At 66.9% G+C, this 15,156-nt stretch carries 16 protein-coding genes and 1 tRNA gene; 10 read left to right on the forward strand and 7 right to left on the reverse strand.

The features are described 5' to 3' along the window. The first annotated feature begins 34 nt into the window (after window positions 1-34). The 4 genes from ACLJOO_RS20590 (at window position 35) to ACLJOO_RS20605 (ending at window position 4,335) form a co-directional block, all read left to right on the forward strand. Entirely contained in the window at window positions 35-1,117 is a 1,083-nt protein-coding gene (locus tag ACLJOO_RS20590) for a substrate-binding domain-containing protein (protein ID WP_410788829.1), read from the forward strand. Between the two features lie 113 nt (window positions 1,118-1,230). Beyond that, complete coding sequence (locus ACLJOO_RS20595) at window positions 1,231-2,505, forward strand: extracellular solute-binding protein (RefSeq protein ID WP_410788830.1); 1,275 nt, start codon at window positions 1,231-1,233, stop codon at window positions 2,503-2,505. After that, window positions 2,502-3,440, forward strand: coding sequence for a carbohydrate ABC transporter permease (locus ACLJOO_RS20600; protein ID WP_410788831.1), 939 nt, complete (start codon window positions 2,502-2,504; stop codon window positions 3,438-3,440). The genes ACLJOO_RS20595 and ACLJOO_RS20600 overlap by 4 nt, the downstream gene beginning before the upstream one ends. After that, complete coding sequence (locus ACLJOO_RS20605; protein WP_410788832.1) at window positions 3,433-4,335, forward strand: carbohydrate ABC transporter permease; 903 nt, start codon at window positions 3,433-3,435, stop codon at window positions 4,333-4,335. Before ACLJOO_RS20600 ends, ACLJOO_RS20605 begins: the two co-directional genes overlap by 8 nt. A gap of 250 nt (window positions 4,336-4,585) precedes the next feature. Here ACLJOO_RS20605 and ACLJOO_RS20610 read toward each other — a convergent pair whose 3' ends face one another. Continuing rightward, the gene (locus ACLJOO_RS20610) at window positions 4,586-5,119 is read right to left on the reverse strand and encodes a TetR/AcrR family transcriptional regulator (protein WP_410788833.1); all 534 of its coding nucleotides are present in this window, start codon (window positions 5,117-5,119) and stop codon (window positions 4,586-4,588) included. A 173-nt stretch (window positions 5,120-5,292) separates the two neighbouring features. On the opposite strand from ACLJOO_RS20610, the gene ACLJOO_RS20615 reads away from it, so the two are divergent. After that, window positions 5,293-6,066 carry a nitroreductase/quinone reductase family protein gene (locus tag ACLJOO_RS20615; RefSeq protein ID WP_410789941.1) on the forward strand — a complete coding sequence of 258 codons (774 nt, stop codon included), beginning with the start codon at window positions 5,293-5,295 and terminating at the stop codon, window positions 6,064-6,066. On the opposite strand, the gene ACLJOO_RS20620 is transcribed toward ACLJOO_RS20615, so the two are convergent. Genes ACLJOO_RS20620 through ACLJOO_RS20630 form a run of 3 tightly spaced genes read right to left on the reverse strand, consistent with a single transcriptional unit; the run spans window position 6,061 to window position 9,872 of the window. Next, complete coding sequence (locus ACLJOO_RS20620; protein WP_410788835.1) at window positions 6,061-6,816, reverse strand: class I SAM-dependent methyltransferase; 756 nt, start codon at window positions 6,814-6,816, stop codon at window positions 6,061-6,063. The genes ACLJOO_RS20615 and ACLJOO_RS20620 overlap by 6 nt on opposite strands. Before the next feature lie 42 nt (window positions 6,817-6,858). Continuing rightward, entirely contained in the window at window positions 6,859-9,174 is a 2,316-nt protein-coding gene (locus ACLJOO_RS20625; RefSeq protein ID WP_410788836.1) for an FtsX-like permease family protein, read from the reverse strand. Next, complete coding sequence (locus tag ACLJOO_RS20630; protein WP_410788837.1) at window positions 9,171-9,872, reverse strand: ABC transporter ATP-binding protein; 702 nt, start codon at window positions 9,870-9,872, stop codon at window positions 9,171-9,173. The genes ACLJOO_RS20625 and ACLJOO_RS20630 overlap by 4 nt, the downstream gene beginning before the upstream one ends. A gap of 141 nt (window positions 9,873-10,013) precedes the next feature. Between ACLJOO_RS20630 and ACLJOO_RS20635 the strand changes: the two genes are divergently transcribed. Both ACLJOO_RS20635 and ACLJOO_RS20640 read left to right on the forward strand, forming a co-directional pair. Next, window positions 10,014-10,802 carry a sensor histidine kinase gene (locus ACLJOO_RS20635; protein ID WP_410789942.1) on the forward strand — a complete coding sequence of 263 codons (789 nt, stop codon included), beginning with the start codon at window positions 10,014-10,016 and terminating at the stop codon, window positions 10,800-10,802. After that, window positions 10,799-11,458, forward strand: a complete 660-nt coding sequence (locus tag ACLJOO_RS20640; protein WP_410788838.1) for a response regulator — start codon at window positions 10,799-10,801, stop codon at window positions 11,456-11,458. Before ACLJOO_RS20635 ends, ACLJOO_RS20640 begins: the two co-directional genes overlap by 4 nt. Here ACLJOO_RS20640 and ACLJOO_RS20645 read toward each other — a convergent pair. Both ACLJOO_RS20645 and ACLJOO_RS20650 read right to left on the reverse strand, forming a co-directional pair. After that, the gene (locus ACLJOO_RS20645) at window positions 11,455-12,315 is read right to left on the reverse strand and encodes an SGNH/GDSL hydrolase family protein (protein ID WP_410788839.1); all 861 of its coding nucleotides are present in this window, start codon (window positions 12,313-12,315) and stop codon (window positions 11,455-11,457) included. The genes ACLJOO_RS20640 and ACLJOO_RS20645 overlap by 4 nt on opposite strands. Window positions 12,316-12,570: 255 nt before the next feature. Then, window positions 12,571-12,658, reverse strand: a tRNA-Ser gene (locus tag ACLJOO_RS20650). A gap of 94 nt (window positions 12,659-12,752) precedes the next feature. Between ACLJOO_RS20650 and ACLJOO_RS20655 the strand changes: the two genes are divergently transcribed. From ACLJOO_RS20655 to ACLJOO_RS20665, 3 genes are all read left to right on the forward strand, one after another. Next, window positions 12,753-13,262 (forward strand): RNA polymerase sigma factor, encoded by a 510-nt coding sequence (locus ACLJOO_RS20655; RefSeq protein ID WP_410788840.1) that lies wholly within the window; start codon window positions 12,753-12,755, stop codon window positions 13,260-13,262. Beyond that, a complete protein-coding gene (locus ACLJOO_RS20660) occupies window positions 13,259-13,666 on the forward strand; it encodes a hypothetical protein (protein ID WP_410788841.1) in 408 nt (135 codons plus the stop codon). The genes ACLJOO_RS20655 and ACLJOO_RS20660 overlap by 4 nt, the downstream gene beginning before the upstream one ends. A gap of 120 nt (window positions 13,667-13,786) precedes the next feature. Then, window positions 13,787-14,218 (forward strand): GNAT family N-acetyltransferase, encoded by a 432-nt coding sequence (locus tag ACLJOO_RS20665; RefSeq protein ID WP_410788842.1) that lies wholly within the window; start codon window positions 13,787-13,789, stop codon window positions 14,216-14,218. 69 nt (window positions 14,219-14,287) lie between these two features. Here the strand turns inward: ACLJOO_RS20665 and ACLJOO_RS20670 are convergent, their stop codons facing one another. Then, window positions 14,288-15,103 (reverse strand): TIGR03620 family F420-dependent LLM class oxidoreductase, encoded by an 816-nt coding sequence (locus ACLJOO_RS20670; RefSeq protein ID WP_410788844.1) that lies wholly within the window; start codon window positions 15,101-15,103, stop codon window positions 14,288-14,290. Window positions 15,104-15,156 lie beyond the last annotated feature (53 nt).

The following is a 15,156-nucleotide window of genomic DNA, read 5'->3' on the forward strand; positions in this document are numbered from 1 at the left end:
ATCACGAACAATCACGGAGAGACCAGGGGGCTGCATGCTTGCACAGGAGCGCCACGAGCTGATCCTGCGTAGCCTGCGCCGGCACGGCCGGCTGCGGGTGGCCGACTTGGTCGCCGAGCTGGGCGTCTCCGCGATCACAGTACGCCGGGACCTGGCCGAACTGGACTCAGCCGGCCTGCTCCGCCGGGTGCACGGCGGCGCGATCGGCACCGGGACCGCCGACCAGGGGACGCACGGGAGCCGCCTGACGATCGGCATCGTCGTACCGAGTGCGACGTCGTACTACTCCGACGTGATCCGCGGCGCCGAGGCGATGGCCGACCGGTACGGCGCGCGCCTGGTCCTCGGCGTCTCCGGGTACGACGTGGCGACCGAGCGCGAGCGGCTCGACAAGGTGCTCGGGATCGGGGTCGCCGGCCTGCTGATCAGCACCGCGCTCGGCGACGGCGACGCGGACCGGTTCGACTCGCGGCTGGACGACATCGACGTACCGGTCGTGCTGATGGAGCGCGCGTTCGGGTTCCCGCAGGTGGCCCGCGAGTACGACCACGTCCGGACCGATCACGCGTACGGCGCGATGCTGGCGCTGCGGCACTTCGTGGCGCTCGGGCATCGCCGGATCGCGATCAACCTGCAGGCCACGGTCACGGCGTACTGGCTGCGCCGCGGGATCGAGTCGGCCGCGAAGGCGCTCGGCGTCGACGTGTTCCTCTCGCCGGTCGACCTGCCGATGCGCGGCGACGATCCCGGCGCGGTCGCGCAGCTGGACGCGTTCCTCGCCGAGTGCGAGTCGTTCGGCAGTCGCGCCGTACTGGTGCACTCCGACGAGCACGGCGCCCGCCTGGTCGAGCGCGCGATGGAGCGCGGCCTCCGCGTACCCGAGGACCTGGCCGTCATTGCCTACAACGACGTCACCGCCGCGCTGGCCGTCGTCCCGCTCACCGCGGTCTGCCCGCCGCGGCGCGCTCTCGGCGAAACCGCCTGCGACCTGTTGCTCCGCAAAATCCAGTCGCCGGCGACGCCCGTGCAGCACCTGAGCCTGCTTCCCACGCTCAACATCCGTACCTCCTGCGGGACCGCGACGACGGAACAGAACCTCGCTGTGTTCCGGTTCTGATCGAATGTGATCATTCGAGCGCCGAGGTATTGACGAGGAAAGCCCTTTCCCATACTTTCGCTGCACTTGGGGCCGCGGGCCCCGGCTGAACAAGTCGGCGAAGGAGTTCCCTTGTGAGACGTGGAGTGGGACTGACCCTGCTGGCCGCAGCGCTCAGCGTGCTGGTCAGCAGTTGTGGCAACGGGGTGATCGACAAGAGCACCGACGGCGTACCGCCGGCCGAGGCGACCGGGACCTTGCGGGTGCTGCTGCCGTCGTTCCCGCCCAGTACCAAGGGCAAGGAGGCGTTCCAGAAGGTCGTCGACGACTTCCACAAGACCTATCCGAAGATGAAGGTCGAGCCGGACTTCGCGACGTACAAGAACCTGAACGAGAAGATGTCCACCTCGATCGCCGCGGGGATCCCGTACGACGTGATGGTCACCGGCGTCGGCTGGGTCCAGCCGTTCGCCTCGAAGAACATCTTCGAGGACCTCGGCAAGTACGGCGTGACACCGGACGTCATCAAGGAGAAGAGCACCCCGGCGCTGATCCCGGCGGTGACGTACGACAAGAAGCTGTACGCGTACCCGCTGATCGCGGACGCCCGGGCGGTCGCGCTGCGCAAGAGCGCCTTCCGCGAAGCCGGCCTGGACCCGTCGAAGCCGCCGAAGTCGCTCGCCGAGCTCAAGGTCGCGGCCGAGAAGCTGACCAAGCGGGACAAGCACGGCAACATCACCCGCAGCGGGTTCGACCTCGCGTCGGCGACCGGCTTCCGCCAGTCCTTCACCACCTTCCTGGCCTCGACCGGTACGCCGCTCTACGTCGGCGGCGAACCGAACTTCGACAACAAGGCCGGCCTGGACACGCTGCTGTGGATCAAGTCGATGATCAACAACGTCCAGCCGTACGGCCAGACGAACGCCGCCCAGCAACCACTCGTGCTCACTGGTGAGGCCGCGATGGGCATCGTCAACGGCGGCGTCGACTGCTCCGCCGACGGGATCGGGCAGAAGAACTGCGACGACCTGGAGTTCTTCCGCTTCGACAGCGGCAAGGAGATCGAGTACGTCGGCGGCGACCTGGCGTCGATCGGGTCGCGCAGCCGGCACAAGGACGCGGCCTGGGCCTTCATCCAGACGCTGACCAAGCCGACCACGCTGGACGTGCTCGCCAAGCTGAACAAGAAGATCCCGGCCTACAAGGACGCGAGCAACTCGCCGCAGGCCAAGTCGAACCCGTTGAGCCAGTTCGTCGCCGACGGCCTGGTCTACGCGGTCAACGAGAACGAAGTGCCGTCCAACTGGCTCGAGATGCGCGGCAACTTCGACATCCAGCTCACCCAGGCGGTCCTCGGACAGAAGGACCCCGCCAAGGTGCTGCACAACCTGGCAGGACAGTCGCGATGAGCACAACTCTTGAACGTCCCGCACTCAGCACGCCCCGGAAGGTGGCGTCGTCCAAGGACAGCCGGACCCTGCTGAAGAGCCAGGTCCGGACCGGTTGGGCACTGCTCGCGCCGGCGCTGCTGCACTCCGGCGTCTTCATCGTGATCCCGGTGGTCGCGGTCCTCGTCCTGAGCCTGACCAACTACAGCTTCGGTGACACCTGGGCCTGGGTCGGGTTCGGCAACTACGCCGACCTGTTCCGCGACGTCGACTTCCAGGCGTCGTTGTGGCACACGGTGCTCTACGCGATCGTGGTGATCCCGATCTCGATGGCGATCTCGCTCGCGGTCGCGATCGGTCTGAACCAGAAGATCCGCGGGCTGAGCTTCTTCCGGACCGCGTTCTACATCCCGACCGTCACCGCGACGGTCGCGGTGGCGACCATCTGGCTGTGGATCTACAACCCGGGCTCCGGGTTGGCGAACGGGTTCCTCAGCCTGTTCGGGTTCGCGCCGAATCGCTGGCTGGCCGATCCGGCGACCGCGCTGCCGTCGCTGATGGTGGTCGGCATCTGGCAGGGGCTCGGGACCAAGGTGATCATCTACCTGGCCGCGCTGCAGGGCGTCTCCCGCGACCTGCTCGAGTCGGCTGAGATCGACGGCGCCAGCCGCTGGCAGAAGTTCGCGAACGTGACCTGGCCGGCGATCGGCCCGGTGCAGTTCTTCGTCCTGATCACGTCGATCGTGGGCACATTCCAGGTGTTCGACCTGGTCTACGTGATGACGCAGGGCGGTCCCGGTTCGGAGACGCGCGTCCTCGTGATGGACATCTATCAGAACGCGTTCCAGGACCTGAAACTCGGCTACGCGTCCGCCGAGACCGTGATCATGATGATCGTGATCGCGCTGTTCATCGGGGTCGGGCGCCTGCTCCAGAAGGCGGATGCCAATGACTAGCGCTACGTTGCCGGCGATCGGTTCCGCCAAGCCGTCGGCACTCCGGCCGGGCCGGATCCTGTTGTACGTCGTCCTGACGGTCGGCGCGATCCTGATGATCACGCCGTTCGTCTGGATGCTGCTGACTGCGTTCAAGAGCAACCTGGAGATCGCCAAGTTCGGCTGGCTGCCCGGCGAACTGCGCTGGCGCAACTTCAGCGAGGCGATGCAGACCGCGCCGTTCCTGCGGTACTTCCGCAACAGCCTGTTCATCGCGGTCGGCGAGACCGCGTTCACCCTCGTGGTGTGCACGATGGCCGGCTACGCACTGGCCAAGCTGCCGCTGCGTGGGGCGAAGTCGCTGCTGAACTACTTCATCGTGCTGCTGCTGGTGCCGTTCCAGATCATCCTGGTGCCGCTGTTCCTGATCGTGAAGTCGATTCCGCTGTTCGGCGGCAACAACATCATCGGCCAGGGCGGGATCGGCTGGCTGAACTCGTGGTGGGGCCTGATCATCCCGCTCGGCGCGGCGCCGCTGTTCACCTTCCTGGCCCGGCAGTTCTACGTCTCGCTGCCGGACGAGCTGGCGCAGGCGGCCCGGGTGGACGGGCTCGGCGAGTTCGGCATCTTCCTGCGGATCATGACGCCGCTGATCAAGCCGGCCCTGATCACGATCGCGGTGTTCCAGATCGAGGCGGCCTGGAACGGGTTCCTCTGGCCGCTGATGATCACCACGTCCGACTCGATGCGGCCGTTGCAACTGGGGCTGGCGATCTTCTCCCAGAACCCGGCAGAGATCCAGTGGCCGTACCTGATGGCCGGTACGGCGCTCGCGACGCTGCCGATGATCGTGCTGTTCGTGTTCGCCCAGAAGCGGTTCGTCGAAGGAATGGCGAACGTGGGAATCAAGGGCTAGCGGATCCGGGGGCAGATCCTCGAACAGGTGCTCACCCCGCCCCGGGTGAGCACCTGCGAGGCCCCCTCCACATGCGGTGGTCCCGAAGAAACACCGGAGCTTCCCACTAGGTCCCCCCTCTGGGTCACTCACCCGTTTATCGGCGGAGTGTGCCGCTCGTTACAGCATTCTTGAGTATTTTTCGCGGGTTCTCGAAATGATTTCCCGAAGACCGCAGGAAGCACGACGGATCGCGACGGCTTGTGCACAATCAGTGCAGATGGCTGTGGACGACGTACCGGACGATCGGCTCGAGGTCCGTCGTACCGAGAAGTTCGAGGGCGTTGGTGGCGCGGAGCGTGGCGAGGCCGTGGATGTTCGTCCACAGGGCGGTCGCGCGGAGGCCGGCGTCGGCGGGGTGGATCCGGGCGACCAGGTCGACGAAGTTCTGGAACAGCGGCAGCGAGGTCGCGCGGAGGTTGCCGCCGGCTCCGGCCAGCAGGTCGTGGCGGAAGATCAGGTCGAACATGCCGGGGCGTTCGGCGGCGAACTGCAGGTAGTTGTTGGCAGCCGCTACCAATTGTTCTTCGGGCGGTCCGTCGGTCGTCTTGAGCCGGGCCGCGAGGTCCTGCAGTCCGGTGGCGGCGATCGCGGCCAGGAGCGCGTCGTGGGTGGGGAAGTAGCGCCGCGGTGCGCCGTGCGAGACGCCCGTACGGCGAGCGATCGCGCGCAGGGTGAGGTCGGCGAGGCCGTCCTCCTCGAGGAGTTCGACCCCGGCCTGGACGAGCCGATCGGGCAGGGACACATGAGGTAGTATCTCCGACGTGACTGCCGGGTCGGCTTCTAGCCATTACCGAGTTGGGTCCCCGGCTGCGTTCTGAGCGCCGCGCGGGCCCCGCCCGCTTCTCTGATGTCTGCGAATCCCTTTTTCACGACACCAGAGAGAAGCGAATCCTGAACGATTTCACTGCACAACTCATTGCGGAGTTCACGGCGAACGACGGCCGGGTCGGCGGTCCTTTCGAGAACTCCAGGTTGTTGCTCCTGACAACCACCGGCGCGCGGACCGGGCAGGCGCGCACCGCGATCCTCGGGTACTACCCGGACGGTGACCGTGTCCTCGTCGTCGGCTCGGCCGGCGGCAGTCCGAAGCACCCGGACTGGTACCACAACCTGCTCGCGAATCCGGAGGTCAGCGTCGACCTCGGACTCTTCGACTATCCGGCAACGGCCGTCGTACTGCGTGGCGCTGAGCGCGACGAGGTTTTCGCCCGACTCGTCGAGGCCGAACCGGGGTGGGACGAGTACCAGAAGCAGACGACGCGGACGATTCCGGTTGTGGCGCTCGTCCAGCAACCTGGGCCGCCTGTACACGGCGGCGGGTCTTTCGCCGAAGTATTGAAGACCATCCACACCGCGTTCCGGCGCGAGCTGGTCTTGATTCGGCACGAGATCGCGACGTCCGGGACGCTGGGCGCGCAGCTCCGCATCAACTGCCTGACCATGTGCCAGGGCTTGCACTATCACCACACCGGCGAATCGACCGCGTTGTTCCCGGCCCTCGTCGAGCAGCATCCCGAGCTGGCCGATGTGATCGCCGTACTACAGAAGGAGCACGACCAGATCGCAGTGCTACTCGCCGAGCTCGAGCAGTTGGTCGATGCAAACGTCCTGGCCCAGGTGGACGAGCTGATCGCTCACCTCAACGCCCACCTGGACCGCGAAGAGGCCGCACTCCTGCCTTATCTATAAGGGCTTCTGCGCCAACAGGGCGTAGGAGTTGGGGAGTCGGCCGGACCACGCTGCAGCGGTTGTGTCGTCCTGCGGGCGCCAGAACGGTTCGGCGTACTCCTCGAGGACCTGGAGGTGTAGGCCGGCTCTGGTGATCGCGGTGACGATCTGGCCGAGTGTCCACTGCCACTCCTGGGCGCCGTTGCCCGGGAACGTGTCGTTGATGTGCGACTCGGCGAAGTAGCTCCGGTCCGGCCGGATCCGAGGCTTGTCCTGGTCCCAGGTCCAGAGCGGTACGGCCGGGTGGCCCTCGTACACGAAGAGGTGCCCGCCCGGCCGCACCAGGCGCGCGGCGTCGCGCGCCCATGCGTCGATGTCGCGCATCCAGATCAGTGCGCCCTTGCCCGTGTACACGAGGTCGACGGACGCGTCTCGCACCGGTACGCCGGGGACCTCGGCCACGACGTACCGACAGGCCACCCCTACATCCTGCGCCCGCCGCTGCGCCGCGCCGGCCGCCACGGAGCTGTAGTCCACGCCCACAACGCTCTTGGCCCCGGCTTTCACCAGCGCCACGTCGTCCAGCCCATGCCCGCTCTGGAAGTGCACCACCACGGGCCCCTCCGCCAGGACGGGAGCCAGCAACTCCCGCTCCCGAGCGAACAACCGGCCCTCCCCACGAGCCTCCTCGAGCAGTTCGTCGTACTCCCGAACATGCTTCGTGGAAGCCCGCTCCCACACGGCCCGGTTACCCGCCACCACCTCGTCCATACACACAGTCAGCCCGACCAGTTGCCTGCAGGCAAGCGCATTTCACTCGTTGTGGAGGACCTCGGCGATGGTGGTTCGGGCGGCCGTGCGGGCGGGGAAGTAGGCGCCGGCGGCGGAGATGAGAATGCCCGCGAGGACCAGGAGGGCGAGGAGGCCGGCGGGGTAGACGTGGAGCATGAAGTCGGGGAGTTCGATCTGGGCTCCGTTGGCCATCGCCGGGACGACCAGGCGGTGGGCGATGATGCCGATCGGGATGCCTAGCAGGCCACCGACGGCTCCTAGCGCGATCATCGACGTCACGACCATCAGGGTGACCTGTGCGGGCGTCATACCGATCGACTTGAGCATGCCCAGGTCGCGGCGGCGTTCGCGGGTGTTGAGTACGACGGTGTTGAACACACCGAGCGCCGCGACGGTCCCGAGCATCAGCGTGAGCAGTACGACGGTCGCGAGTACAACGGCCACGAAGGTGCCGGCGTCCTGACCCTCCGCCTCCTCCAACCCGGAGTCCTTCGCCTGCACAGCGCTGACGACCGCGTCCAGGTCCGTCCCGGGCTTCACGTTGATCTCGTAGATGTTCGCGCGCAGGTCAGGTGCGATCAGCGCGAGTGTCGCCCAGTTGGACAGCACCTCGTCGCCGGAGTTGTACATCGCCTTCCCGACGATCTGCGCCCGTACTCTCTTGTCTTTCGACTGCAGTGTGATGGTGTCGCCGACGGCCAGACCGCGTTGCTTCAGGAAGCGTTCCGACACCACCACCTGTCCCGGACCGTCGAACCAGCGCCCGTCGAGCATCCGGTAGCCGATCTTGTCGAAGTCCCCGCGGTAGAACGACACGCGGAGATCTGCCTGCGTACCAGCCAGCCGCATCTCCAGGTCAGCCATCGCCGCTACCGACGTGACGCCAGGCGCAGAACGCAGTACGGCCTCGTCCTCAGCATCGGTCAGTTTCGCACCAGGTGGCGCGTTCGGTCCTTCTGGCCCGGAGCCGTTCGGACCAGCGAAGATCGTCAGGTCAACAGCGCCTGCTCTGCTGGCTGCGGTCTGGTACGTCGTCAGCGACTTCCCCAGCCCCACGGCCAACGTCACGCTGGTGACGCCGAGCACGACAGCTGCCAGCGTCAACGCCGTACGCCCAGGACGAGCGAACGGCAGTCCCAGCCCCAGACTGACCGACCGGGGCAGCCGGGTCCCGCTCAGCCACCGCTGTACCCGTAGCCCTCTTCCAGCTCGCGGTGCGCTCCCGGCACTGATCGCCTGTGCCGCTGACAGGCTCCGGGCCCTCAGCGCCGGCAGGAACGCGGAGAGTGCAACGAGCGCAGGTACGCCGAGCAGCGTGGCTACGTCGACCCAGATCGGGACGCTGGTCCCGCCGGCGCCGTAGTTCTCGAAAGCCCTTGTCAGTAAGGAGGTGGCGAGTACGTTGCCTAGGACAACACCGCCGGCGCACCCGACGACAGCAGGGATCGAGATCATCCCGAGGTACACCGTCATCACCTGAGTGGGCGTGAACCCCAGTGACTTCAGCACACCGATGTGTTTGAACCCTGCGACCACTGCACCGCTGACGACGTTCGCCACAATCAGTACGGCGACAGCGAGCCCTAGCCACCCGAACACCATCAGGAACGGTACGAACGTGTTCGGCTGACCCGCTGTCAGCGCCCGCAATGCCAGGTACGACTGCGTACCGAGAAGGGCGTCGCTGGGCAGTCCTGCCGTCACAGCCTTCTGCCCAGCCGTGACCTCGGCATTGGTGGCGGCCTGGGTGAAGCGGTAGAGCATCTGCGTCGACGTCGGGTGCAGTGCGTTCAGCTGCTCGGGCGTGACCCACGCATCGGCCGACTGACTCACGCTGTACGCGAACCCGACGATGGTGAGCGTCTGACCGCCGGTAGCCAATGTCCCGTTCAGCTGCGGAGCACCGCGCCCGCTGGACTCGGTCGGGTTCCGGTTGAGCACGATCTCGCCGGGCTTGGTCGCCCAGCGGCCTTTCCACACGTTGAGCCGGTCGACGGCGCCACCGGGGTCCGCACGCCCCACAGTCACCAGTGACCCCATCATCTGGGGCTGAGCGAGCTCAAGCGTCGCCTGCGGGAACGGCCCGCCGACAGCCGCCGCACTCCGCGCCGCCTCTGTCAGCTGCGCGTCAGTCACCTTGGTGCGGTCGTACGACGCAGTCAGCTGCGCACCGCTCTGCTTTGCGTACGCGCGGTCGAACGGACCGCTCGACGCGGCTAGCAGGCCTAGTGCGACGACGATCATCGTGGTGGAGAGCAGTACGACGACTGCGATCACCACGGTCTGCACGCGGCGCCGTCGTACGGCTGCCCGCGCTACAGGCCAGACCGCGCTCACGCCGTACGCTCCAGGCTGCGTTCGCCGGCGATCTGCCCGTCGACGAAGTCGATGACCCGACTGGCGCAGCGTGTCGCGAGTTGCTGGTCGTGTGTCACCAGCAGGAGCGTCTGGCCGATCTGGTTGAGGTCCAGGAGCAGGTCCATCACCTGCTCGCCGGCACGGGTGTCGAGAGCACCTGTCGGCTCGTCGGCGAGAAGGATGGCCGGGCGGTTCATGAGCGCGCGGGCGACGGCGACTCGTTGCCGCTCGCCACCACTCAGTTGCGAGGGGTAGGTGTTGCGGCGACCGGCTATGCCCAGCTCCTCGAACAGCTCGAGTGCACGCTTCCGTGCGTGTGCGGCCGACGTACCGGTGAGCTGTGCCGCCAGTGCGACGTTGTCGAGCGCGGACAGGTCGTCCAGCAGGTTGAAGAACTGGAAGATCATCCCGATCCGTCGGCGCCGGAACAGCGCCAGCCCTTTCTCGTCCAGCGTGCCCAGGTCGTCGCCGTGCACCACGACGGACCCTGACGTCGGCCGGTCCAGTCCGGCGACCATGCTGAGCAGGGTCGACTTGCCGCTGCCGGACGGTCCCATCACCGCGACTGCCTCACCGGCGTGGATCTCCAGCGACACTCCATCGAGTGCGGCGGATTCGCCGTACTCCTTGCGTACGGCGGTGAGCTGTACGACCGCCTGTCCGTTGTCCTCCGTCATGCTGCTCACGCTAGGGCCGGCAGGCGACCGTTGACGTCACCCTGCCGGCGTAATGTCCGCGCGCTGTCATCCTGGAGATGTACGGCGTGCGCCTGTCGGATGATGCGCTTGGGGGAGCGGCTTGGGACAGTGGGGCTCGTGATGTGGTTCCTTGTGGTGCTGCTGGCGGTGGTTGCCGGTGTGCTCGCGCTCGCCTATGTTCGGGCTCGGCGTGTTTATGGTCGCGCGCTGGAAGAGCGCGGGTGGTTGCTGGAGCGCGAACGGGAGACAGCGGCGCGGAACGCCGTCGACGCCGAGCGGGCGCGGATAGCGCACGACCTGCACGACATCGTGAGCCACAACGTCAGTGTCATGGTCATCCAGACCGGTGCGGCGCGGCAGGTGCTGGCAACCTCACTGGACGAGGCGGAGGCAGCTCTACTCGCGGTAGAAGCCGCAGGTCGCGACACCATGGCTGAGCTGCGCCATCTGCTCGGTGTACTCGCGCCCAAAGCAGATGGGGTCGAGGACGACGCCTTGTCGCCTCAGCCGAGTCTGACGCGTCTGAGCGAGCTGATCGACCGCATCGCGTTCGCCGGTCTCCCTGTCGAGGTACGGATCTCCGGACACCCGTACCCGTTGCCGACCGGCGTCGACGTCACGGCGTACCGCATCATCCAGGAGGCGCTCACCAACGCCCTCAAGCACGGCGACGGCGTCAAGGCCGAGGTGACCGTCCGCTACGCCCCTCACGCCTTGCGGGTTGAAGTCCTCAACTCCGGCCCGAGCGTCCTGACGGGTGGCGGTCGTCCGGCGGTCGTCGACGGGGACGGCCGCGGACTTCTCGGCCTCAAGCAACGCGTCGGCGTGTACGGCGGCCAACTCGACGCCCGCCGGCGCCTCGGGGGCGGCTTCCGCGTCCGCGCCAAGCTCCCGCTGGAGCGCCCGTGACTACGCGCGTGGTGATCGCGGACGACCAAGCCCTAGTACGCACCGGCTTCCGGATGATCCTCACCGCCCGCGGCATCGAGGTCGTCGGCGAGGCCGCGGACGGCGCCGAAGCAGTGGACGCCGTACGACGCCTGCACCCGGACGTCGTCCTCATGGACATCCGCATGCCCACCATGGACGGCCTGGAAGCCACCCGCCGCATCCTGGCCACCCCGACCGACTGCCGCGTCCTGATCCTCACCACGTTCGACCTGGACAGCTACGTGTACGCCGCGCTGGCCGCCGGCGCCAGCGGCTTCCTCCTCAAGGACGTGACCCCCGAACACCTGGCCGCAGCCGTCCGCCTCGTCACCACCGGCGACGCCCTCCTGTCGCCCTCCATCACCCGCCGCCTCGTCGAACGCTTCGCCACCCCCGCAGCGCCACAGCCCGCCATTCACCGCGACCTGTCCAACCTCACGCCCCGCGAACTCGAAGTCCTCACTCTGATGGGCCAAGGCCTCTCCAACGCCGAGATAGCCACCGCCCTCACCCTCAGCGAAGCGACCGTCAAAACGCACGTAGCCCGAATCTTCGCCAAACTAACCCTCCGAGACCGCTCCCAAGCCGTAGTCCTCGCCTACGAAACCGGCCTCATCACCCCCGGCGACCTCTAGGGGGCGAGCAGGCCTGCACGCTTCATTGCGTCCCAGGCCGTCGCTGCAGCCTGGGCGTGACCCGCGATCGAGAAGTGGTTCAAGTCGTTCGAGATGTACTCTCGCTTGTCGATGATCGCGCCGAACGCGCCCTCGTCGTACCTGCAGCGGGCGAATTGCTGGCAACCGGCGGCGAGTTGCCCCTCGTAGCCGTGGATCGCCTCCTCGAGTTCGGCGAGTTTGTCCGGCACGAGTCGGCCGGCGGGGTCGAGGAAATCGCACTCCCCGGTGCCGCCCAGCGACGCGCGTTCGCCGGGCGTGTACGTCCTCCATTGGGTTGTGGGGCTTCCGAACTGGCTGACGACGAAGATGGACGAGGCGGGTGCGCCCTTTGCCAGCACGGCGAGCGCTGAGACGAACGTCGATCGGAAGGCGTCATAGTCCGGTGCCGTTGCCGGGCAGACGAGGTCGTTGTCCATGATCTGGATGACGACGAGGTCGGGCTTGGGCTTCAACGCGACGGCCTGCTGCGCCTGGTCGACGAGCCGTGCGACGGAGGCGCCGTTTTCGGCGAGGTTGACGTTGTGCCCTTCAATCCCGGGGTTCTCGGCCAGGATCCTCAGGTACACGCTCTTGACCGCGGGATTGGCGCCTGTTGCCCACGAGTTCTCCCTCACCGGGACGCCCGGTTGCTGTGGATCCGAGTTTTGGCCGGTTGCGCCGGAATGACCCAGTACGACGATCGAGTTCGGATAGCCGACGTACGGGGTCTCGGACGGCGTGGGCTGCGCGGTGGTCTTGGAGTCCTCGCCGCCGCAGGCTGCAAGCAACATGAGTCCGACCACGACAAGGAGGCCGACCTGCGATCTGCATGTCATCTGGCCGTCCCCCTGGGTACTCGACTCACGCGCCGCTAACTCTCCCGAACCAATCTCCCGCGGCGCGACGCAGGTGCACCCGTGCGGCCAGCGTCCCACCGCCCTGCGGCCAAGTCCAGAACGGCCTGAGAGGGTTTGTTGAGACCATGGGGACATGCAGAGGGGCCGGACGCTCAGCGTCCGGCCCCTCTGTCGTTCGTGCCTCCGGAGTCCGAAACCATGGTCTGACCTGCGGTTTCTTCACTCTGGGGGGAGTGGCGGAGGATACGAGATTCGAACTCGTGAGGGGTTGCCCCCAACACGCTTTCCAAGCGTGCGCCCTAGGCCTCTAGGCGAATCCTCCAAGCGGAGAGAATACCGAGGGCGCGCGGGAATCCGAAATCGGGCGTGAACCTCAGGGGGCGTCGGCGCGACTGTGGGGGTGAGGGAGGTGGCGCGTGGAGTCGGCTTGGGTGGGTGTGGTGGTGCGGGCTCAGGTGGGGGACCGGGAGGCGGTTGCGGAGCTGGTTCGGGGGTGGCATGAGGCGGTCTGGGGGTACGTGCGGCACATGCTCGGGCGGAGCGACCTGGCCGATGACGTGTCGCAGGAGGTGTGGCTGGCCGTCGTACGCGGGCTGCCGCGGCTCAAGGAGCCGGAGCGGTTCGCGGCGTGGCTCTTCACCATCGCCCGGCGCAGTGTGGTCAACCAGCTGAGGCAGCGGTACGTCGAGCAGCCGCAGGTCGACGTGGATCAGGAGCCCGACCCGGCGGATCACGTGGTCGAGCGGGTCGACGTACGGCGGTTGCTCGGCGGTGTGCCTGTGATGGAGCGGGAGGTGCTGGTGCTGTTCCATCTGGAGGACCTCAGCTTGGAGGAATGCGCAGAGGTGCTCGGTGTACCGGTGGGGACCGTCAAGTCTCGTCTGCACCGAGCACGTCGGCTGTTGAGAGAGGAGGCGGGGTCGTGATCTCGGCAGAGGAAACCATCGCGGGGCTGCACGACACGCTCTCGCTGCGGCGACGCGTCCGGTCGGTGGTGCAGCTGTGCGGTGCGGGGGCTGTGGTCGCACTGGTCGGGGTGCTCTGGCTGACGGAGGACGGGCTGCCGGTACGGACACAGGTCGGCTTTGCAGGTCTCGTGCTCGTGGGGCTGCTCGTGATGGGCAGAGCGGTCTACGTACTTCGTCGGCGTGGTCACCTGTTCGCCAAGGACCGGGTGATCGCCGGCTGGATCGCCTCCGGCTTCGCGGTGCTCCTGGCGATCGGACTCGTGCTCGCCGGGCACGGCCGCCTTGGCTTGCCGTTCGTGCCAGCAGCGCTTGCCTACCTCTGGTTCACCTATCAAGCGAAGAGACGACTGGAGCGACGATGAAACCGATCGGACCGTTGGCTATTGCGCTCAGGCGCTTCGGGACCAAGCGCGCAGGCCTGGTGATCGCAGCCGCGCTAATTCTCCTGCTGGTGATCGGCCTGCTCATCTAGGGTCGGCGGTATGGAGGAGCTGTTGTTGCGGGCGATCGACGTGCAGGACGTGGATGGGCTGCAGGAGCTGATCGAGTCGGATCCGGGGTATACGGAGCGGATCACCGGGTATCCGCCTGGGGAATCGGATGCGCAGAGTCTGTTGATGATGCGGCCGGAAGGGCTGGCTGAGGACGCGAAGATCGTGCTGGGGGCGTTCGCTGGGCGAGACCTCGTTGCGGTAGTCGATCTGCTCAGGGGCTTCCCGAACGAGCACACCGCGTTCATCGGTCTCCTCGAGGTGCACTGGAACCACCAGAGCCGCGGCTACGGCAGAACGACGTACGAGCTCGTCCAGCGGTACGTCGAGACCACCTGGCCTGAGATCCGGACCATGCGGCTGGCCGTGGTGGACACGAATGCACAGGTCGCTACCGGTTTCTGGCAGCGGCAGGGGTTCTAGGCGACTGGTGAGGTACGCCCGTACCGCTACGACAAGCTCGAGTCGAACGCCCGACTGTACGAGAAGCAGCTACCCGAGAAGCGCGGGAGCTAGCGCCCGCCACTGCTCGATCGGCTGAAGTCCTGTGACTCCGGTGATCACGTTGACCGCGACATGGTCCGCGCCGGCGTCCAAGTGCTCGGTCAGCTTGGCCTTGATGTCCGTTGGTGTGCCCCAGGCGGCGAGTGAATCGATCATGTGGTCAGGCAGCGAGGACAGGTCGTTTTCACTGAACCCCTGTCGCTTCAGCGAGCTCATGTACCCAGGGATCGTCGTAAAGAAGCTGATGGTGTCCCGCGCGATCGCCCGAGCCTTGTCCGCGTCTGTCTCCAGTATGACGAGGTGGCTGACGGCAAGGAGCTTGTCCGGACCCAGGACCTTGCGCGCCTCAGCGGAGTACGCCGCACTGGTCAGGAACGGGTACGCCCCGGCTGACCGCTCCGCGGCGAGCTTCAGCATCCGCGGACCGAGCGCAGCGAGCACCCGGTGCTCCACAGGTACGTCCAGCTCGTCCAGGTACGCGTTGAGCGTGGCGATCGGTTTGGCGCCGTGCGCCCCGCCCAGACCGACCGTGAATCGTCCTGGGGCGGATGCCTCCAGCTGGGCGTACGTCGTACTCACGTCGACCGCGCTGTACTTCACCACCGCCAGGATCCCGCTGACGAACTTGATCGCCGTCGTCGCGCCGACCAGATCGGTGATGGTCTGCAGCCCGGGCAACGGCCCGCCGGACAGCCAGATCGCCGGGTATCCGAGCTCCTCGGCCGCGCGAGCCGCCGCGATGGACTCCGCACTGCTGTCGAGCCCGGTCGTAATGCCGAAGGGGCCGAATTGATGATCCGTCACCCAACAAGCTTGACCCTCACGACCGAGCCGCGCACCCCTGTTCGCTGAGAGCT

Origin of the sequence: Kribbella sp. C-35 (assembly GCF_046549195.1) — a bacterium.
Taxonomy (GTDB): domain Bacteria; phylum Actinomycetota; class Actinomycetes; order Propionibacteriales; family Kribbellaceae; genus Kribbella.